Below are 20537 nucleotides of genomic sequence, written 5' to 3'. Positions count from 1 at the left end.
AGGGTGAAGCCACATTCACTGTAATAAATATTACTAGGCTGAAGGCAGCCAATTTGAATGCTTGTTAACATCCTGAAATACGCGAGAGATAAAGTCATTTTTGCACAAGCAGACTTATCCAGTTCCTTTCCCCTCAGTGAAATAAAATCTGCAACAGAACATGAGGGGAAGCATTGATGAGTCCGTGAACCAAGATAATCACCCACACTCTACGATAGCGGGCCCATAAATAACCAAGAAACAGACCCGTAACCCCATGATTTGCAATCACTGTTGCCACATCAATATCCCACTGACCATATCCTTGAATGGCAACATGCCAGATGGACCATAGTATTGAAACGAGTAGTATGGCAGGCCATCTTCCAAGCAATGCCTCCAACCGGGTTTGCAGCCATACCCGATAGAAAACTTCCTCCAATACGCTATTGATCATAAAACCAATGAACACCAAGAGAAATAATTCTGTCAAATCAGTTGCTTCGATTACTCCTTCTGGCTGTGCAATTGGGGAATAGAACTTTAGATAACCCCAGACCACAATGATGATTAGTGGTGCAATGACGCTTCTGCGAGAGCGGGGCTTTGCCGAGATAATTTCTTGCTGCGCGCCAGTCGTTTTGCGATAAATTAGCAAGAAAATCAGCGGAATGCACAACAGTGTTGTCAACTTGAACGCCAAATAATATAGCTCGAAATGTAATCCTTGTGGACCTATCGTTACAAGAGCAGCCGTAAATAAAACACCTGACATCAGTAACACAATCGATTGAACCACCAAGTGATATCTCTCCATTTGTTGGAAATACGAATGATTTTGACTTTTATAAGGAATCAGACGGATTAGTAAAATACCAAGGAATGCCGGCAACCAACTATGCCATATTGGAATCACTCCCTCATGATCGGCCGTGTACCTTATACTAAAGTTTCCGGTCCACACTAACCACATTACAGCAGCAAACATAATTATCATGCACAATAAGCCAATTGCCTTTCCCCATGCCGGAAGCATTACTTTGAATTGCTGGTTCATTCCCTTTGCACTCCTTTGAGTCCCATGCGGCATTTGCCCCATTCTTTTTTTAACTCAGTTGAGTTAAATAAACTTTAACACATTCCATCTTAATCGTCTATTTAATTCACTTGAGTTAAATAATATGATATTCTGTGTGTATGCCAAAAATCGTAGACCATGAGAAAATGAAGAATATTATCGCTGAAGCAACTTGGAAAATCATTAGCGAGAAAGGCATTCATCAGGCAACCTCAAGAACGATTGCGAAGGAGGCCGGATTATCTCAAGGAGCCTTAAGACACTACTTTTCAAAACAAGAGAGCCTATTAGCGTTTGCGATGGAGTTAGTTAAGGAAAAGGTTCTTATTCGGTTAAGAAATCTGAATGCAAGAGAACTGGCGCCTCAAGAAAGAATTGTTGAATACTTGCTTGAGCTAGTCCCGACTGATGAACAAACATTATTGGAAATGGAGGTTTGGTTTGCATTTGTAACCTATGGAAAAACGCAAAAAGGGTTCGATACCAATTATGAGGACCTCCAAAACGCAATCAAGAATTGCATTATATACTTGAAAAATGAAGGTCTTCTGCGCACTTCCGATGAAGAGAAGGAACAGGAAAAACTGTATGCCTTTATGAATGGGATGGCTCTCAATTTGTATCTAGAGCCGGATAAAATCAATCGAACACGAAGCAAAGAAATGATAGAAGACTACATCCATTGGATTATACGTTAAAGGAAAGCTTGATGCATAAATCGAGGAGTTTACGTCAGCTGGCCAGAGCCAAGCAGAATACACTTTGCGTGCCTGTGCCTATTCGGGCGTGCATGGATTGATAGTCTCTTGGGGTCCACAGTTGCCTGATGTGTAACCAACTGCAGAACCCAATCTACAGCTGGAGAGCGACTGGATTAGTTATGAAGAGAATTCGGTGGCTGCGGGGGAAGAATAAATGAAAGAAGCCCACATCTAAACGATGCGGGCTTATGGTCTTCCAACTTGATGGCAATGGAGGAGAGGCTAGCCTTCATCCGTATTGACTGATAATTAGACGTATTATTATAGAAACAGTCCGACCCATGCCACCTATTAATCGAAATATTTTATCTGCAGGTTGCTAAATACTGCCGTCCCCCCTTCAGCATACAGTGTGATCCCGCGGTCATTCCATTTTGGAAAAATAATATTGGATAACACCAAAGAACCATCATCAACGAAGACCTCGATACTGGTCTTGTCTACCAGAATCTTGAGATGAACTTTGTTCTTCTCCGGAGCGAATGCCGCTTGACTCTCCAAGTCTCGGCCACTCCTGTCAGGATTCCCGGTATAGGTCCGGTTCACATAGACATAGCCACCTTCTACATTGACGCCTGTATCCACATGTCGGCTCTGGTCGTTGGATTCACGAAGCCTTAATCCAATATTATTGATCTTGGTCCATGATATATCGGCCTCAAGCTGATACGAATCTCCCGTCACATGAAGTGTATGAGATCCCTTCACTGTAATCGGTTTAAAGGCCGTCTCCGAGATCACTGCCTGTTCCAGAGACTCAATCGGTCTTGAGATCAGTCGATACTGACCTGTTTTCGATGCAATAAGTTTAATTTCACGAACAATCGAATCCATGCCGTTGTAACCTTCCTTCAGTGTCGGCGTATTGTTGGCATAGCTCCAGTTATTCATCCAGGCGAATGCGTAACGGTGACCGGTTTTGTCAGGGCTTGCCCCATCTTCAAATGTAACTCCTCCATACCAGTCGAAGCCATAGTCCAGCCATTGTGGTTCTTGAAGGTCGGAAACAAATTCTTTGCCATTAAAGCTTCCGGTCCAGTAAGCGTAGGTATTGGGTTGTCCTGATGATCTGCCGTTGGCGCTTACGCCGAGCACCCATTTATAGGTTCCGTTATCTGCCCGCATCACAAATAGATCAGGACATTCCACCAACCCCACGTTTTCCGTGAAGAAGCCGCCGGTATATCGCCAATTTTTCAAATTAACCGACTCATAGAACCCAATCTTCGTCCCTTCAGCCAGAGCCATAACCCATTTTTTGGAGGGCTCATCCCATATGATTTTAGGGTCCCTAAAATCCTTTTGTCCCGGATTCTTAATCACCGGTCGATCTCCATAAGGCTTAAACGTTTTCCCTTGATTGGTGCTGTACCATAAATATTGTTCCTGCTGTCCGCTGCTGGCAGAGGGCTGCGTCATGATCGCAACAATTGCTCCCTTGCCGAAGCCGGCTGTACCTGACTCATCCACAACCAATGAGCCAGACCATGGATCACCGTTTCGGTTTGTGTATTTGGGGATTGCCACGCCTTCATCCTTCCAATGAACCAGATCGACCGATGTGGCATGCCGCCATTCCGTACCATTGCCTTTAGGGTAATCACCGTTGTACAGATAATAATAGTGGTACTTCCCGTCCAGATATATCGGCCTTTGGGGATCATTCTTCCACTTGTCTGGCGTCGTAAAATGAAAGCTGGCTCGCAGACTCGCGCTAGGAGAGGCTACTCCCGTGTCCACTGTAGGCCATGGGCTGTTGGTCAGAATCGGAATGACAGTGAAGGCGAGCGTGATCACACCACAGACAGCAGACCATATGACCATCTTCTTTCTGATGTTGTTATTCATAACAGTTACCTCGTTTGTAAAAAAAGAAAATGCCAATAGTTATCGACATTTTCTTTCTTTTAGACTCTCTGTGGAATCGGTTTATTCCACTGTCAATTGTCCTTGTGCCAGAATGCTATCCTTCACTACGGATGTTTTGGATCCTTTGATATTCACCAGGAAACTTGGTGCGAAGGTAGAATGATGATCTTCAAACATTCCTCGGTTGGTCATATAACTAGTGATCACTACGTTGTTGCCTTGAACCTGCGGAATAGCAAAATGTGCGTAAGTCCAGGTAACATCCTTAGGATCCAGATCATGATGCAATACAAGTCCGGTACCATTCAACGGCTTGTATGGTCCTGTCAGAGAATCGGATACATATCCCAACATGTAGATATCTTCAGCATCAATACCATCCACAACCATTTTGGCTCCCCTTGTATCCGTGAACAAATACCATTTTCCATTCAACTTAAAGATATTTGCGCGTTCAATTTCATCGGTTACCGTATTGGATGCAATCAGCGGCTTCATCACTTGTTTTAAGGTATAATCGTCATTCAGTTCAATGATCCCCAAAGCACCATTGGCTAAGGAAGCAAGCTTTTTATTAGGGCTTTGCAGCAATTTCTCCCTCTCGGCCTGGAAGAACTTCTTGCTTCCTTCGTAGAAGGTCCTGTTATTGAATGCATCCTCGCCCTGGTAGCCCGTCTCTGTTCCAGTATTGGCTTCGAAAACAAGGTATTTGCGACCATTATCTTCCACATAGTGAGGATCTCTTAGCGTATGATTGTCGGAATAATCCCCACTTCTGAAAGCCTGCTCCACGGTTTGATACATTTTGCCGTCACCATCAAAGATCGACTTGAAATCTTCAACACCGTCCACTTTAAGCGTGTCCTCTGTAAGTTCGGAGACATTGATTTGAGCAGTCGTCAGGGTTTGCTTGCCATAAAATCCGTTGGCCGGGTCCCAGCCATGACGATTGGTGTAGAACAGACGAATATGGCCATCCGTAGTCAGCGTAGAAGAGCCGGACCATTCCTCTGCCTGATGATTCAGAATTGAGTCATTCGGAACGTCCTTGTCGGTGTTTTTGAACACTCTGCCTGCATTTTTCCAGGCATCAATGGATGTGTCTCCTGTTTTTTTGTAGAACATATAGATGAATGTGTCCCATCCCCGATCTGGGTCACCCGCCAGGCCAAAGACGATTTGATAACCATGATAGTCAGCTACGGTACCATCTGCATTCTGCAGTGGCCAGGTATCCCACACATCCATGTCGATGACGTTACCATTCTCATCATATCCTTTTGCAGAAGGAAGGTTTTGAATGGTAGATGCGTCAAACTGAGGAACCTTGAATTGTGCTTTGATTTGTTCCGCAGGGATTTTCAGGGCGTCTGTGCGTGTAATATGCGAGAAACCATAACTTTCTTTGTAGTCTGTACTTTCTTTTGCCAAAGCCGAAGCTCCCCCACCTGCCAATAGTGTTGTTGCAAACGTTACTGCTGTCACTCTTCTTACAATTTTCTGGAAATTCATTAGATGTATCCCTCTCTCTTGTCATTTTTTTCCGGAAAACAGAAAAAGACCTAAAAATCGTTAGGGTATGGTGGATACACCGATCCCAACGGACTTTTAGGTCTTGCCTGCTTACCAGTAACAATCCCGACATATTCAACTGTCGATAACTATTCTATATGGTCGGATCAAAATTTGGCTATAGATCGAAACTCCCGATTCGAATCAAGGACCAGGGACTCAGTTTATCAAGTATCAGAATCAATCCGAGGATGGATGAAGTCGATGATCTATCCGGATGATTTCCATGGCGATCACAACCAGTTGGCTTTCGGTAAACGCATATCCATAATCCTCTTCAACCATTTCACCGATCTCGCGGGCCTGTGTATATGCTTCGGTAAAATTCATCTTTGCCATCGCTACAAGCTCCGGATTCAGTTCATTGCGGAGTCTGCCTGATTCATCCGTTTGCAGCATATTCTCAAGCTGGGTCAAAAGTCGCTCATAGTTCGCAGACCGTCGATCCAGTACACCGGCAACATGTCCTACACCTTCCGCGATATCCCTGATCATGGCCGTCTTTTCCGGAGCCTTATGGCGCATGCCCGCATTCTTCCAGGCCGTATGGATATGCATGGCGATATAACCAACCTCATCTTCCGGGATGACCACCTGCAATTTCTCGTAGATCAAACGCTTGGCATGAAGCCCAAGCTGGAACTCTCTTGGATAGAGGATACGAATCTCCTCAAGCAGCGTATTCCGAATTTCGATTCCCTTGCCAATCCGCTCCAAGGCAAAGGAGAGATGGTCTGCAAGAGCGATATGGATATGCTCATGAAACGTAACACCCAATGCTTTCTCGGCGAAAGTGATGATCTGCTGGGTGACTGCAATTTCTTCTTCAGGCAGGGTCCCCAGTATTTCCTGAAGGTGGTTATACTGCTTCGGATCAGTCATCACAAACACTTTTTCAACAAGGCTTGGGTCTACAATATCATTTTTTCCTTTTTGGAAAACAACACCCGGCCCCATGACAATTTTCTCTTCTCCATGATCGGTAACCACAGCGGCGTTATTGTTAAGTATTTTTTTGATCTTCATGTTAGTCTCCTATGCCTGTTCGTTAAGTTTATCAGCTTCTGGTCGAACAACGCGATCCACACCGAGCAGCAAGGTAACAGTAAAAGCCGTAGCCAGAGCAAGCACAAAACCTATGAGATAATGAACAAGATTCATCAACCCGGGCTGTACAACAAAAGCGATCATCGGCAATCCGGTTAGCCCCAATGAATTGGCCACAACCTGATGAAAAGCGACATATGCCCCTCCGACGGCTCCTCCTGCAGCAGCACCCAGAAAGGGGCGCGCAAGTTTAAGATTAACACCATAGATGACTGGCTCGGTGATACCGAACAGCGCTGTGATCGAGGCAGGCAATGCTATCTTCCTCACTGCTTGGTCCCTGGTTCTGGCATACACTGCAAGACCGGCACCTGCTTGCGCAAAATTCGCCATGGACCAGATCGGAAGCAAGAAATTGAAGCCGATATCCGGATTGGAAATCAGTCCAACTTCGACAGCCTGAATCCCGTGATGAAGACCGGTGATCACAATAGAGCTGTATATCCCTCCAAGCAGAAGGCCAAAAAGCAAGTTCCCGTAGTTGAAGACGTGTTCCAGAATACTTCCCAGCGAGCCGCCCAGACCAAGAGCAAGGGGTTCAATAACCAGTACCGCAAGGCTGCCCGCGATGCTAAAGCTCAAAAAGGGAACGAGAAGAACAGCTCCGGATGACGGTATCCATCGGCGTAGTCTTTTCTCAATTATCGTTAGCATGAATGCCGCTAGAACGGTTGGGATTATGGCTCCCTGATATCCGAATTGCGGTGATATGGGCAAAGCCTGAGCAAAGGCTGGATCTCCACCGATGTCGGTGAACGGAAGAATCGCCGGATGAGTCATGACAATCCCAACAGCGGCACCAAGCGCCGGGGTTCCACCGAACCGCTTGGCCGTGTTGTATCCGAAAAGAACAGCCATCAGCTGGAACGCTGAGCCCGTCAGCAGTGACAGAATCCGGAACCACGTTTGGCCTGGATCATCCCAGCCGAATGCCCTCGCAAGTCCCAAGACACCCAGCAGCAGCCCTGCCACGACGAAGAGCGGAATAATGGGCACAACGATATCAGAAAAAAATTGGAATGCGTCCATCAACCTGTGTAACAATGCTCGTGAATGAAGCCCCTTATCATTGGATGGTCTGCTGGTGGTAGACACGGACGGCAGTGGACAGGAATCCGTATGATTTTCTCCGTGTAGCCGCGGTGTGATGGGTCCAATCGGTTCGTCTTCTTTCGGTATGGAAGAAGCAGCTGACTGAAGTATGACATTCACCTGGCGATTAACCTTCGAGACAAGAACGGGACCCAGGATAATCTGCAGTTGTCCAGCACGAACGTGCACCCCTTGAATTTCCTGCATACCGTCAAGACGTTCTTGTTCCACCAGATCACTGTTCTGCAATCGGAGTCGGAGTCGTGTCGTGCAATGGGTGCTTTCGATAATATTGTCCGTTCCTCCAGACCATTCAATAAGTTGCGTGGCCAATGCCCTTGCGGAACTACGCCCCTTTGTAATACTCCGGTCATCCTGCTGCATGGATGCTCCTCCCTGTTACTTAGCATTAAAAGGACATCGAAGGATCGATGTCTATCGTTGAAAGTTGATCTTCTACAAAAATAACAATTTCGTCATTTATGGCAATATTACTATTGTGACCACTTCACTTTCCAAAATCAATGGTCAGTAAATACCACTACTCTGAGAACAATGGCTCATCTTGGCCATGCATTTAGTTCTACCAGATCGCCCCTTTTCTCCAGAATTCGAATATCCTCTAATGGAATCAATAGATTATATTTCAATAAAATCCTGATAGTTGCGGGGAAAAGTAAGCAAAAAGAGCCCGCGTCGGAAGCAGGCTCTTGGTTTGCAGCAATGATGGTGTACGTGGACTTGGGGACATGGACGCTAAGGTTCTCAATTGAGGGAAGCACCTTCATATTCAACGCCAATTTCGGCAATCAAGCATACTTACGGATATAACGAATGTAATCTTGAGCACTTTGGTTTATCTCTTCATCTGTAGCCTGAAATGATGCACCGAAAACCGCAAAGTACGGTAACGCTATCGCACCCACATGATTGATGCTGGCTTTGAAAGGTGCAATCACCTCATCTACCGTAAAAGAGACGGAACCTTCCGGCGTGTAATTTTCTTTTTTATCACCAATGGACATGGCGAGGCTCAGCTTTTTCCCGTGCAGTTTATTGCCTGATGATCCATACGCCCATCCGTAAGTAAAAACATCATCAAACCACTTTTTGAGCAAAGGCGGATAGCTGTACCAATATAGCGGAAACTGCAGGATGATATGGTCATATGCTTCGAGCAGCTTCTGCTCTCGGGAAACATCGATGTTCCAATCAGGATATGCTTGGTAGATCTCATGAATTGTAATATCAGTCGCATGCTGCACAAGCTCTTCTTTCCATCGCCGATTTACTCTTGAAACGTCAATATTCGGATGTGCCAGGATCACGAGTGTTTTCATTGTTGAACTTCCTTTCTTGGTTCAGGCTAAATCTTCTGTTTGAATAACGCCATTATCATATAGGCCCAGCAAAAAGAAAATACACACAATAAAGTAAGATGGTTACTTCAAGGTGTGTATGGACTTCATCGGCAAAGTTGTGAGAAAATGAACAGTTATACCGCATCAACAAGATGTAACCTGAACGAGGTGAACGGTCATGAAACAATATAATCTGGGAATCGAAGCAACACTCGAGATTATCGGTGGCAAATGGAAAGCGCTAATTGTATGCTTATTAATGTCAGGCGTGAAACGGACAGGTGAGCTGCAGCGCAGTATCGACGGCATTTCACAAAAGGTCCTGATTCAACAACTACGTGAGCTGGAGAGGGACGGCCTTGTCAGAAGACTTGTGTATCAACAGATGCCGCCAAAAGTCGAATACAGTCTTACGGAATATGGAGTTACTGCCAACAAGATTGTGGATGTGATGTGTGCATGGGGACGAGAAAATATAGTATTAAGACAGCAGCAGGGAGAAGAAATTATGCTTTTGGAAAATAAAGAGTCTGTTCTTGACTTGCTACCCCTTGATTCGATAATTGAAAAGAAGGAGAACTTGAATTGAAAAACTATCTCGTATTTGGCGCAAGCAAAGGACTTGGAGATGCCTTCGTCAGAGGTGTCCCCGAGCAGGGAGACAAGGTCTGGGTCATCTCTCGCAGCAGACCTGACAATGTAAACCTGAATGACGGCGTTGAACGCATATGGATCCAGGCGGATCTGTCTGATCTCCATGCAGCCCAAGTGATCACAGACGCGCTCCAGCACGAAACACTGGATGTTCTCATATACAATGTAGGCATTTGGGAAAAGGAAGGCTTCGAGGATCACTACTCGTTTGACCAGGATGCTCCTGCTGATATCTCGAATCTGATTCATGTAAATATAACATCGGCGATTGTATGTATTCAGGCATTACTGCCCCATCTCCGGCAATCGACAGCCGGCAAAATCATTCTGATTGGCTCGACTGCAGGTCTGAACAATTCGAATAACACTCAGGTTTCATTTGTAGCTTCCAAGTTCGCCATTCGTGGAATTACGGAGGCCTTGCGGGAGCACACGAGACACGATGGCATTGCCGTAACATGTATTAATCCGGGGGAGCTTGCAGCTGAAATACCTTATGAAGAGGGAAGTGAGCGTGCACTCGCTGAATATAATGGCACACGTATCCCCCTTCAGGATATGGTTTCCATCGTCAAATGCATCGTGAACCTGTCCAAGGCAGCCTGCGTAAAAGAAATCAATATGCCTGCGATCACGGATACCAACGCATAATGGGGGCTTGATGGGATCTTTTATTGCAGTCCCCATCTAATCATGGAGAACCCTTATAGCAACCAAGGGATAGCAGACGGATTCAGATTCAATACAGTAAAAAGCCCGTTACTTAACGGGCTTTTTACCTTTTCATTATGGAATACCATTTCAAGCAGACAAGTCACTTCGAAGCGGCCATCGTCAGCTGCTCCACCAGTGCCCGCAGCGAATAATCGGAGGTTGAACATAGCTGTATGCTCCCGGCCTGCTGAGGCAAAGCGGCGTCATCATACGGATTGCGCAGCACCAGATTCAGTAAGGGCTTAACTGAAGCGAGTGCCTCGGCCAATACCAGCTGACCTGTGAACAGATGAGCATTAAGCGTGCCCTGAATCACAACATCCGTACCAGCCGCCTGCTGTACGAGTAACGTGATCTCGTCCGCATCCGGCCTCATCGAACAGTGGTGCGTCATCACAGTTAATCCTGCATCCTTCAAAAGCGATGCCAGTCTGATCTCGGCTGCACCGCTATTATCGGCCTGCGTCAGCTGCTCCTGCTTCGGCAGAATCAGCAAATAGTTCAGCGAAGTCCTGAGCGGAAGTAATTGCTGTGGATCTCGGGTGACTTTCACGGTTTTACGAGCCAGATTCAATGCCTCCTCATCCCACTTCTTCCTCGGAATAGGCTGGGCAGACGCTTGGTATTGTTGAAATTTACCGTATAGCTGCCGTATACGATGAACGGACTCGTCAATTCGCGCCTCGTCGATCCGCCCATCCTGCACAGCTGCCAGAATCCCCGCAATAACCCGGCTCTGATACTCAGGGGTATGACACATTAAAATCATATCGTTTCCTGCCTGTACGGCCAGGACGCCTACTTCATCCGGACTGAAATGGTTACGGATTGCTCCCATCTCAATATCATCAGTGCAGATTACACCTTCAAATCCCAGCTTGGTACGCAGCAGCTCTGAGGCAAAGAAAGAACTGAGCGAAGCAGGAAGCCCAGCGGACTCGGGAATGTTGGGAAACACCAGATGCCCCATCATGATTGAATCCGCTCCGGCATCGATTGCCTCCATGAAGGGAAGCAGCGGCCCCTCCATCATTTGCGCAAGTGTTAGCTCACACGCAGGCAGGACCACATGCGAATCCCCGCTTACTTGGCCGTGACCCGGAAAGTGCTTTGCCGTCACGGCCACACCTGCTTCATGCATCCCCTGAATATAAGCCCGACCGAATTGGGCTACCAGCCCTGGGTCCTCTCCGAAAGAACGGACACCAACGACGGGATTATCCACATTGGTGTTCACATCCAGTACAGGTGCCCAGTTCATCGGAATCCCCAGCGCGTTCAACTGACTGCCGATGAATTTACCGAGGAGGTAGGCTGTTTCGGGGTCTTCGCTTAATCCAACTGCCCGGTTACCCGGGATATAGGGAAAGAAGGTTTTGAACTTGGACAGGGTGCCTCCTTCTTCATCTACCGAAATATAATAAGGCAACGAGCTGCCAAACTCTCCGGCTATCTTCTGAATTTCTTCGAGTAGTGCCAGCGTCTGCTGCTCACTCTCAACATTATGAGGAAAGATACCGATTCCGCCAAACCGCTGCTGCGACATTCTCTTCTGAAATTCCGGTTCGGCACAGGTCGATGGTGTACCAACCACACACATCATGGCTATTTTATCTTCCAGACTCATCGCCTTCGGTTCAGATTCCGCATAGGCCGCGTCCAGTCCCAGTTCATGATAAAGTGTACGCTCCAGATAGTCATGCAGGTAGAACCTCGACTTCACAAAATGCTCCGCCATAGCAGACGGCTGGTAACGTTCCAGCGCAGCCTTCATGCGAGGCAGAACCTTCTCGCGTCCGCGGCGGTTTCTCGTGTAGTTATTCTGCAGGGAGCGCCACTCCGCATCGTCTCCAGAATACAGCTCCCAGCGGTAGGCGTACTTGTGGATCGCTCGCGAACGGTCTGTTGCTACCTCAAAATCATGCATAATGGCAACCAGTTCCGCTTCTTCCTTATGCTCCTGCACCTCGTCCAGCAGCTTCCAGATGATCTCATAATAGTCCTCCAACTGATAATGGCCGAGGCACGTATGCCCGGTAACCGGATCAATGCCATGAAACCGTTCCAGGAATCGGTCAATGAAGGTGGAAGCATTCGCCTTGCGATTCCAGGCCAGGTCCGCATGCAGCAACATAGGGTACCACGTCGTTTCAAAAATGCCATACGGAACACCAAGACTGAACGGCCCCGTCCAGTTGGTGGCAACAATACAGTCAAGATCCAGCTTGCCGGCTGTTTCAGCCCACTGAAGCAGGTTGTCCGTCCGGTTCGATAATACCGGATAGTTCTGATGCTCTGCCCAGTCAAAGCTGCGAACGGCTGGAGCTCCCATGACTTCGATGCCCAGCGATCTGAATTTGTTCGTATGCGAAGTAACCTCTGCTTCAATGTTGCGTCCATTATAAATCCAGATCATGGCTGCACTTCGCTGATCCAGCTTAGCCAGCTCTTCCGGCGGACATTTATCCAGCATGTCGTGCCAGAAAATCGGCTGCTTCCCCCGCTCTGTCGTATAGGCGATCAACCGGTTCAAAAAGGCGATAAAGGCTCGTTCCCGTACACCTTCATATTCAACTTGACAGCGTTCGCATTCACATAGGCTGTAGACCTCGTCACAGCCCAGATGGATATATCGCGATTCCGGGTGGGCGTCGATCATCTCCCCAAGCAGTGTGGTCATCAACCCGAAGGACTCCGGGTGCGACGGGCAGATTTCCCCGGTGGACTGCTCTGTTTCGCGGAGGTGCCGCCAGGCTTCGTGGCGCAGTACATACTCCAGGTGTCCGAAGCTCTGCTGAAGCGGAATAATCTCGATAAAATGTTCATGAGCAGTACGCTTCAGTTCTTCAAGCTGCGACAGGCTTAATGCATGTTTGGGATGTGCAAGCTCTGGGTGTGTCCGAAATGGAAATTTATCCTCATATTCAATCAGCACGGCGTTCGTCTTATATTTGGCAAACTCCCCCAAATATTCGATCAGCAGTTCCGGCTTCGAGAACGTCTGGCGTAAATCCAGATTCATGGCCCGCACAGCCGTATCCGGCCAGTCACATATAGATACGGCAGGGATGTCTCCATCTGAGCTACGCAGTTGAACCAAGGTCTGTAATCCATAAAATAGACCCGCAGCATCCAGTGCCCAGACCTCCGCTCTACGGGCCGACACTTCCAACGTGTAACCTTGCGGCTTCCCTGCAAGACAAGCCCATTTTTCTTCCCTTTCTGCATCGATTGAAGTAACAACAGGGGCGCGCGAGCTCTTCCCCTGTTCTCCCTGGACTTCATCAACAGTCAGATCGTTGATCTTAGGCTCATGGTCTACCTGGTGTAATTCTTGCCCTACGAAACGTTCTATAACAAGCCAATAACCTTTTTCTATTCTTGAGGACGTATATTGAAGTCCCGGAAATGCCCGGCGGCAATGGATTGCGAGCCGAGGATCCTCCTCCTCCATATACATTCTTATCCTCGCCTTGTCATCCAGCCGTAAGGTTCCTTCCTGAATTGCTGTAAACTGCTTCGGTTGTGGTATCAAGCTCTGCATCGCTCTCCTCCTATTCGTTACCCTGTGGCCGCAGTCGGCCATTCTTCCAGCATTGCAGCATGCTCAGCTTCCCATCGTTCATGTTGAAGCTGACCAGATCCGCAGGTGCTCCTGCCTCAAGTCCTGCGGTCTGTTGAAGTCCAAGCAGCTTCGCCGGATGCGCCGAAGCACAATCCCAGGCATCGGCAAGTCCGGCAAGTCCTGTTTCCACGAGATAGCTCACCTGATCCGGCAGCATCATTGCTGAGCCGGCCAGCAGCTGCGGCTGCCCGGCAAGGTGCAGCCGCCCTTCTGCTGTCAACACCACGTCGCCGCCGATGTGCAGACGGTAAGAACCTGATGGCATGCCGCTCAGTGAGACGGCATCGCTAACGAGAATGGCCTTTTTGCGCTTCATTCGGAGAATCACAGACAGCACGGATGGCGGAAGATGATGCCCATCTGCGATCATACAGCCATACAGCTCATCTGCTGCCAGCTGCTCCCACAGGTAGTTCGGATGGCGCGGAAGCATGAGATGCGCACCATTGCCAAGATGGGTGGACATGACGGCCCCCGCCTGAACAGCTTCCCGGATCTGTTCAGGCGAAGCTGCCGTATGCCCAATCGAGACCCGAATGCCAGATTCACAGCACCGGGCGATAAATGAAGCTGCACCCGGCCACTCCGGGGAAAGGGTCACGATACGGATTAGCCCACCTGCTGCCTCCTGCCAGCGGCACAAGGCATCCCAGTCCGGAGGAACGATATGCTGCCGCGGATGTGCACCGCGCGGTCCGTCCTCGGGTGACAGGAACGGACCTTCCAGATGAATGCCGGCTATGCCCGCGGCCGCATCCGCGTTTACCCGAACAGCCTCTGCAATAGCGGATGCAGATTCAGCGAGGCGATCATAACAGTTTGTAATCAATGTAGGGCAATAACTCGTGACTCCTTGACTCCGCAGCAGCATGGTCAGTTTCAGCACCGTATCCGGATACAGCGGAGCCTCATTCAGATCCAGACCCCAGCCACCGTTCACCTGCAAATCAACCAGACCGGGGGCAAGCCAGGGAAGATGATCCGTGGAAGATGTCACGGCGAGTTCAGTAACGGCAGCAATCTTTCCCTCTCTGACTCTGACCTCAATGGGCAGCCCCGTCCGGTAGTGTCTACCAATAATGGGCATGCTCACAGGCCGAAGGCTTCCCGGTCCGTAAACATCGTAATACCGGGATGTGTACGCAGGATCGTAGCGGGACATGCCGTGCTTATCGGATCATGTAAAGCTGCCTTGAGCGCCCGACGTTTCAACGTCCCTGGTACAATGGCGAACAGTTTCTTGCCTGCCATCAGCGCCGGCACCGTCAGAGTCAGAGCCTGTTCAGGTACATCATCCAGCCGGGCAAAACAGCCATCGTTTACCTGCTGACGGCGGCAGGCCTCATCCAGCTTCGCTACTTTTACAGTTACCGGGTCATTAAAATCAGCAACAGGTGGATCATTGAAGGCAATATGTCCATTCTCTCCGATCCCAAGACAGATGATATCCATAGGAGCAGCACGGAGCAGCTCTCCATATCTCCGGCACTCCTGCTCCATATCGCCCAGTCCGTTCAGCAGTTCCACCCGCCCCGGATGAATTCGGCTGAACAGACGTTCCGTCAGATATCGGCCGAAACGCTGCGGAGCCTCCTCCGGTAAACCAATGTATTCATCCATGTGAAAAGCACAGACCCGTGACCAGTCGATGTCCTGCTCCCGTGCCAGCCCCTCATACAATTCGTTCTGTGAAGGTGCTGCAGCGAAGACGATACGGACCTGACGCTCTGAATCCTGCAGCAGCTGTCTTAATTGATGCCCAACCGCGGCTGCTGCAGCTGCCCCCATCTGATCCCGATTGGCATAGATCTGTACAGACATTCGATCAACGACTTGAGTTTCCAGTGGCTGTGTCAAGCCATTTGCCTTCATGCTTCTCATCCTCCTTCAGACGGCTGCTCACCTGATTCTTCATGACCCGCATTCTGCATCAGCAGTGTCGCATGGGACAGATCATGCCTGCTTGCATAGTAATAACCGTTATAACGGATTCGGCGAGGTTCGAAACCAACCTGTCTTCCCGGTATCACCGCTTCCGAGCCAAGTGTGACATTTCCATCTGCTCCAGTGATGCCGCTGGTATACCGTCCTGCTGAATACGTAAACCTTCCCTCCACCTTCGCATCCGTTAGTACCGCACCCGTATCGTAATCCCTGACCTTCAGGGTGACGGATACTGCTGATCCGCTATACACCAGATTCATGTCAGAGACAATTAGAGGCTTCAGCGTGGTGCTTCCCGTCGTAGCTGAGACTTCATCCGTGAGTGGTCCGATGTTGCCCTGCAAGTCGCGGGCTGCAATGCGGTAGTAGTACGTCGTATCCGGCAGCAGTCCCTTATCCTGGTAGTTCAGGCCCCGGGCGAGTCCGGCGATATCTGAAGCAGCAGGCATGAAGCCTTGAACCGTACTCCGATAGATTACATATCGCTCCACTTCCATGTTATCGGAAGCCATTCCATAATTCAGTTGTATGGTCTGATAACTGGTAGCATCGATGGAGGGCATTCCAGCAAGGGCCGAAGGGGCCTCCTGATCATCCGTCGCTGTCCAAAATGTGCCGCCAGGGCCCCAGTAAGATGGCAGTGCCCGGTAGGAATCATAGTGATGGACGGCAATGCCACCGAAGGCGCTGTTCTGCCCGTAAGCTGTATAGACCTTATCTAGTTCGGCTTCCATATGGCTGCGGCCTTCTTCCCAGAACGTGATTGTCTCGGGATCGCCGCTATTCGCGATATCCAGCGTCTCCACCCCAACCACCACCGAATTCGGCTTGCCGATCTGGTCTGCGTAGGCCAGTTCTCCAGCAGCCCCGGCAATAATGCCAGCGGAGCCATCCGCCGTATCCCGGTAATCCATGATGGTGATATAGTCGGAGATATCCTGAACATGCTCGGAGAGCCACTTGCTGGAGCCATTCCAGACAATATTCGCACCCTGATCCGACGTGTCATACCACTTGGGAACAGCTGGGCCGAACGGCAGCCGGATACCTGCCATATCCCGGCGATCCATCATTTTTTGCAAGACATCCAGGTATTCCTGCTGCAGGAATCGGCTTGGATCTCTAAAGTCAGGGGAAATGTAAGGTTCAATATCCACATTGATGCCGTCAAACTTCTCCGAATCTGCTGCTGCAAGGTTGTAATTGATGACCTGTTCCATCTCCCTTACTGCATGACTATGATATTTCTCGTATGCGCCCATGTATGCCGGGGAAGTGCCGCCAGCAATGAGAGCGTGCACCTGCAGATTTTTGCTATGAGCCCAGCTAAGGAACGAACGCAGTTCATCCACCTGTTCTTCCAGCGCATTGTACCCCGCATATTTGCCCACTGCGAGATACAGCGTCTGGACTGGATCTTGCCCGAATGTCTGTGTATCCGTAATGAATGAATTAAGCACCTGGCGCGAACCGGGATTCAGAAGCAGCTTGTAGCTTTCCGGTTCCCAGATCCACATGGCCCGGTCCTGATCGGGCAGAGGGACAGCCGGTTCATGCGTCCCGTTTCCAACCTGAGCATATACGGTTGGACTATAGCCAGTTCGTTCCGGTCCATTGGTCGCTCTGGCCTCCAGACTGACGGTACGATCGCCCATTCCCGTTGTGTCCCACACGAAGACATACGCCGAACCTTGCTCGGTCGCCTGCTGCCAAGGCCCTCGATTCACCCTCACCTCTACCATTGTGACCGGAATAGGCGAGCTGGTCACGATGGTGACCTCTACCTGACCGCTTAATGGCACACCTTCGGATGGTCCTGTGATTGTGACGACTGGGACAGCTCCTGCCGGATTATCAACGGTAAGCATGGCGGGAGTGCTCCATACCCCGTAGCGGGTGGACGTATCCAGCCCGCGGACCACCAGTTCCACTGTCCCGTTATAGCTCGAGGTATCGAGCATGTAAGACCAAGTGCCGCTGTCATCCCCATCGGGATCATTCAACAGCACTTCGTATTGGGACGTACCGTTTACATACAGCCGAATGTCATACAGGTCGGTATAACTGCCTCCGATCTCTACCATCCCTCCGTCCGACACATATCCACCTCCGGGTACGTCCAGCGAGATGGAACCGGCTGCTCCCGCCTTACCAGGGAAGGGTATTCCAACGAACACCATACCGATCAACAAAACCATGGCTAGCCTGAATCCGGAGTACACACGCAGGTGCTGCTTTTTCATAAGCGAAGCCTCCTTTTGCCATTCTGTACTAATGGTCTAGGATTCCTGGGCCGTATATTCGCTCATTTCGCGCTCAACTGAATATTCAGAACGCGGTCATACGCTTCCTTATAGGTGCTCAGCAGCTGATCTACACCAAGATTGTTAATCTCCTCTACATACTTCTCCCAATCCGCCAGACTGCGGGAGCCAGTCACGAATTTGGCAAAGCTCTCATCGCGGTGCTTTTTGATCGCCTGCCCGGTAATGGAGATGATTTCATTTTCACCCTCGGTAAACGCAGGTCTTGGCTGCATGGCAGAAGGATCATACTTCACTGCTTCTTCATAAGCGTGCTTCAGGGCATCCGAGAACAGGGACAGATGAGCATTAAAATCAATCCAGGTATAGGTTCCGCTGGTCTGCAGCCCTGTCTGCTTACGCATTTCAATGACATCGTTATACTCCGGCTTGAACTTGATCGCATCTCCTTCCTTTACATATGTCTCTCCCTCTACTCCCCAGCTGCTGAACGTACGCCCTTCCTCGGAATAGAAGAAGTCCATGTACTTCATGATATCGTCTATGTTTTTGGAGGTGGACGCTACCGTTAACCCGCCCTCCATATAATGAAAATACGGATTCAGCTGTTTGCCACCGGCAGCACCGGCAGGTGGTGCCATGAACTGCATGTTGAACTCGGGATTCTCCGGCTGCATGGCATTGTTAAAGAAATCAATCCGGCTGATATAATCGATGGTCACGAACGATTTGCCTGTAGAGACCATATCCTGCCACTGCTTGGTTTGCAGCGATAAGAAATCAGGGGGAACCAGTCCTTCGTCGTAGAAACTTTTCCACATGCCTACCATGGATTTATAATTGTCTTCGGTCGGCCCATAACGCCATTCTTTCTGGTCAAAATCGTAGTAGGCGCCTTCTCCGGTCCCATAATTCACCGTCATATTGGCATTCATCTCATCCGGAATCTGTCCGTAGCGGATGGAAAGAGGATAACTGTCCGGATATTTCTCCTTCAGCTTCTTCAGGGCCGCATGCAGCTCTTCGTAGGTCGTCGGAACCTGAATGCCTTCCTTGTCGAAAACGTCCTTGCGATACATCCAGATCATGCGGTTCGTCTCACCGAAGCCCTGATTGGGGAACATATACATCTTGCCGTCGGCAGAGAGAGCCGCCTTCGCTTCCTCGGGGTATTGTTTCATCCATGCCTGCAGATTCGGCATGTTGTCCATATGCTCCATCAGATCCACCAGCGCGCCCTGCTGTCCAAACTTGTTCGATTCTTTGCGATTGGGCATATACATCAGATCAGGTAGCGATTTGGAGGCAATCGCCAGATTCAGGCTTTCATCCAGCTTGCCGGAGGGTGTCTGCACTTCAAGCGTGACACCAGTCTTCTCCTTCAGCCAGCTCCAAACGGGCCAGCTCTTGGAATACGGAAATGTGGGATTGTTATCCAGCAGTGCGGTAAACGTCTTCCCGGTTCCTGAGGAGTTATTTTTTACGCCATTCTCCCCTTGAGCATCCGTCTGCGAGCCGGAACCGTTGCCGCCTCCACTGCACCCGGCTACCATCGTTACAGCAATCAACAGCGGAAGAATTACCGATTTCCATTTGCCCATACGCTTCTCTCCCTTAATCTGAATTTGCGGTGGTTTTCATGCCGATTAGCCTTTGACTGCCCCAACCATGGCTCCCTTCACAAAATACTTCTGTACAAACGGATAAATAATCAGAATTGGCAAAGTGGACACCATGATGGTCGCATACTTGAGTGATTCCTCAACGACCATATTATCTCCCCCAATGGACGTAACGTCGCCTGAGCTTGCACTGCCGGCCAGCACCAGATTACGCAGGAGCACTTGAAGCGGAAACAAATCGGGAGATCTTAGATAGAGCAGTGGGAAGATAAAGTTATTCCACATGCCCACGGCATAGAACAGGGCAATGGTGGCGAAGGACGCCTTGGACAGCGGCACGACAATACGAATGAAGATGCCGATATCGTTCAGGCCGTCCATACGGCCCGATTCCTCCAGCTCTTTGGGAATGCCTGAGAAGAACGTTCGCATCAGGATCAGATTCCATGTGCTGACTGCCCCTGGAAGAACCATGCCCCAGACGGTGTCCACCAGATTCAGGGAACGGACCACCAGAAAGGTCGGAATCATTCCGCCGCTGAAGAACATCGTGATGACAATCAGCACGGTGAAGCTATTGCGCAGCGCCATGTCTTTCCTGGACAATGCATACGCTCCGGTTGAAGTGACCACCAGCGAGATCAGCGTACCGAGCACAGTATAGATAATCGTATTTCGGTAAGCCGTCCAGATTTGCGGATCTCCCAGCACCAGCTTATACATGCTCAGGTTGAAGCCCTTGGGCCAGAAGGAAATATTGTTCTGGATGACGTTGGCGTTGCTGCTGAGGGAAACGGCCAGCATATGAAGGAACGGATAGAGTGTGATCACCACAACAAGCAGCAGGACTAATGATGCCACGAGATTAAACCAGGAGAACCGGAGGGATTTCACA

15 protein-coding genes are annotated in these 20537 nt (G+C 49.4%); 3 read left to right on the top strand and 12 right to left on the bottom strand.

Annotated features, from left to right (window positions below):
* Nucleotides 1–133 precede the first annotated feature (133 nt).
* The gene (locus CHI14_RS17300) at nt 134–1036 is read right to left on the bottom strand and encodes a CPBP family intramembrane glutamic endopeptidase (RefSeq protein WP_249281155.1); all 903 of its coding nucleotides are present in this window, start codon (nt 1034–1036) and stop codon (nt 134–136) included.
* Between the two features lie 140 nt (nt 1037–1176).
* Between CHI14_RS17300 and CHI14_RS17295 the strand changes: the two genes are divergently transcribed.
* Nucleotides 1177–1755 carry a TetR/AcrR family transcriptional regulator gene (locus CHI14_RS17295; protein ID WP_095289732.1) on the top strand — a complete coding sequence of 193 codons (579 nt, stop codon included), beginning with the start codon at nt 1177–1179 and terminating at the stop codon, nt 1753–1755.
* A gap of 354 nt (nt 1756–2109) precedes the next feature.
* On the opposite strand, the gene CHI14_RS17290 is transcribed toward CHI14_RS17295, so the two are convergent.
* From CHI14_RS17290 to CHI14_RS17270, 5 genes are all read right to left on the bottom strand, one after another.
* Nucleotides 2110–3666 carry a glycoside hydrolase family 32 protein gene (locus CHI14_RS17290; protein WP_283163870.1) on the bottom strand — a complete coding sequence of 519 codons (1557 nt, stop codon included), beginning with the start codon at nt 3664–3666 and terminating at the stop codon, nt 2110–2112.
* A gap of 81 nt (nt 3667–3747) precedes the next feature.
* A complete protein-coding gene (locus tag CHI14_RS17285; protein ID WP_095289731.1) occupies nt 3748–5199 on the bottom strand; it encodes a glycoside hydrolase family 68 protein in 1452 nt (483 codons plus the stop codon).
* Nucleotides 5200–5439: 240 nt separating this feature from the next.
* Nucleotides 5440–6285 (bottom strand): PRD domain-containing protein, encoded by an 846-nt coding sequence (locus CHI14_RS17280; protein WP_095289730.1) that lies wholly within the window; start codon nt 6283–6285, stop codon nt 5440–5442.
* A gap of 9 nt (nt 6286–6294) precedes the next feature.
* A complete protein-coding gene (locus CHI14_RS17275) occupies nt 6295–7842 on the bottom strand; it encodes a PTS transporter subunit EIIC (protein WP_095289729.1) in 1548 nt (515 codons plus the stop codon).
* Nucleotides 7843–8267: 425 nt separating this feature from the next.
* Nucleotides 8268–8798, bottom strand: coding sequence for an NAD(P)H-dependent oxidoreductase (locus CHI14_RS17270; RefSeq protein ID WP_095289728.1), 531 nt, complete (start codon nt 8796–8798; stop codon nt 8268–8270).
* Between the two features lie 199 nt (nt 8799–8997).
* Between CHI14_RS17270 and CHI14_RS17265 the strand changes: the two genes are divergently transcribed.
* Nucleotides 8998–9408: a winged helix-turn-helix transcriptional regulator gene (locus CHI14_RS17265; protein ID WP_095289727.1), complete on the top strand. Its 411-nt coding sequence runs from the start codon at nt 8998–9000 to the stop codon at nt 9406–9408.
* Nucleotides 9405–10124: an SDR family NAD(P)-dependent oxidoreductase gene (locus CHI14_RS17260; protein ID WP_095289726.1), complete on the top strand. Its 720-nt coding sequence runs from the start codon at nt 9405–9407 to the stop codon at nt 10122–10124. Before CHI14_RS17265 ends, CHI14_RS17260 begins: the two co-directional genes overlap by 4 nt.
* 163 nt (nt 10125–10287) lie before the next feature.
* Here CHI14_RS17260 and CHI14_RS29755 read toward each other — a convergent pair whose 3' ends face one another.
* The 6 genes from CHI14_RS29755 to CHI14_RS17225 all read right to left on the bottom strand — a co-directional run bounded on the left by CHI14_RS29755 (nt 10288) and on the right by CHI14_RS17225 (nt 20536).
* Nucleotides 10288–13731: a glycoside hydrolase family 3 N-terminal domain-containing protein gene (locus tag CHI14_RS29755; protein WP_170948174.1), complete on the bottom strand. Its 3444-nt coding sequence runs from the start codon at nt 13729–13731 to the stop codon at nt 10288–10290.
* A 10-nt stretch (nt 13732–13741) separates the two neighbouring features.
* A complete protein-coding gene (locus CHI14_RS17245) occupies nt 13742–14899 on the bottom strand; it encodes an N-acetylglucosamine-6-phosphate deacetylase (protein ID WP_095290154.1) in 1158 nt (385 codons plus the stop codon).
* A gap of 2 nt (nt 14900–14901) precedes the next feature.
* The gene (locus CHI14_RS17240; RefSeq protein WP_095289725.1) at nt 14902–15684 is read right to left on the bottom strand and encodes a glucosamine-6-phosphate deaminase; all 783 of its coding nucleotides are present in this window, start codon (nt 15682–15684) and stop codon (nt 14902–14904) included.
* Nucleotides 15685–15689: 5 nt separating this feature from the next.
* Nucleotides 15690–17999: an Ig-like domain-containing protein gene (locus CHI14_RS17235; RefSeq protein WP_170948173.1), complete on the bottom strand. Its 2310-nt coding sequence runs from the start codon at nt 17997–17999 to the stop codon at nt 15690–15692.
* 62 nt (nt 18000–18061) lie between these two features.
* The gene (locus tag CHI14_RS17230) at nt 18062–19621 is read right to left on the bottom strand and encodes an extracellular solute-binding protein (RefSeq protein WP_095289724.1); all 1560 of its coding nucleotides are present in this window, start codon (nt 19619–19621) and stop codon (nt 18062–18064) included.
* Nucleotides 19622–19666: 45 nt separating this feature from the next.
* A complete protein-coding gene (locus tag CHI14_RS17225; protein ID WP_249281154.1) occupies nt 19667–20536 on the bottom strand; it encodes a carbohydrate ABC transporter permease in 870 nt (289 codons plus the stop codon).
* Nucleotide 20537: the final 1 nt, after the last annotated feature.

Origin of the sequence: Paenibacillus sp. 7516, from assembly GCF_002272715.1 — a bacterium.
Taxonomy (GTDB): Bacteria; Bacillota; Bacilli; order Paenibacillales; family Paenibacillaceae; genus Paenibacillus; species Paenibacillus illinoisensis_A.
This window is presented reverse-complemented; position numbering and strand designations above follow the sequence as displayed.

Coding starts and splice junctions, on each gene's coding strand:
- CHI14_RS17300 (WP_249281155.1), bottom strand. CDS start 1,036: ATGAACCAGCAATTCAAAGTAATGCTTCCGGCATGGGGAAAGGCAATT.
- CHI14_RS17295 (WP_095289732.1), top strand. CDS start 1,177: ATGCCAAAAATCGTAGACCATGAGAAAATGAAGAATATTATCGCTGAA.
- CHI14_RS17290 (WP_283163870.1), bottom strand. CDS start 3,666: ATGAATAACAACATCAGAAAGAAGATGGTCATATGGTCTGCTGTCTGT.
- CHI14_RS17285 (WP_095289731.1), bottom strand. CDS start 5,199: ATGAATTTCCAGAAAATTGTAAGAAGAGTGACAGCAGTAACGTTTGCA.
- CHI14_RS17280 (WP_095289730.1), bottom strand. CDS start 6,285: ATGAAGATCAAAAAAATACTTAACAATAACGCCGCTGTGGTTACCGAT.
- CHI14_RS17275 (WP_095289729.1), bottom strand. CDS start 7,842: ATGCAGCAGGATGACCGGAGTATTACAAAGGGGCGTAGTTCCGCAAGG.
- CHI14_RS17270 (WP_095289728.1), bottom strand. CDS start 8,798: ATGAAAACACTCGTGATCCTGGCACATCCGAATATTGACGTTTCAAGA.
- CHI14_RS17265 (WP_095289727.1), top strand. CDS start 8,998: ATGAAACAATATAATCTGGGAATCGAAGCAACACTCGAGATTATCGGT.
- CHI14_RS29755 (WP_170948174.1), bottom strand. CDS start 13,731: ATGCAGAGCTTGATACCACAACCGAAGCAGTTTACAGCAATTCAGGAA.
- CHI14_RS17245 (WP_095290154.1), bottom strand. CDS start 14,899: ATGCCCATTATTGGTAGACACTACCGGACGGGGCTGCCCATTGAGGTC.
- CHI14_RS17240 (WP_095289725.1), bottom strand. CDS start 15,684: ATGAAGGCAAATGGCTTGACACAGCCACTGGAAACTCAAGTCGTTGAT.
- CHI14_RS17235 (WP_170948173.1), bottom strand. CDS start 17,999: ATGAAAAAGCAGCACCTGCGTGTGTACTCCGGATTCAGGCTAGCCATG.
- CHI14_RS17230 (WP_095289724.1), bottom strand. CDS start 19,621: ATGGGCAAATGGAAATCGGTAATTCTTCCGCTGTTGATTGCTGTAACG.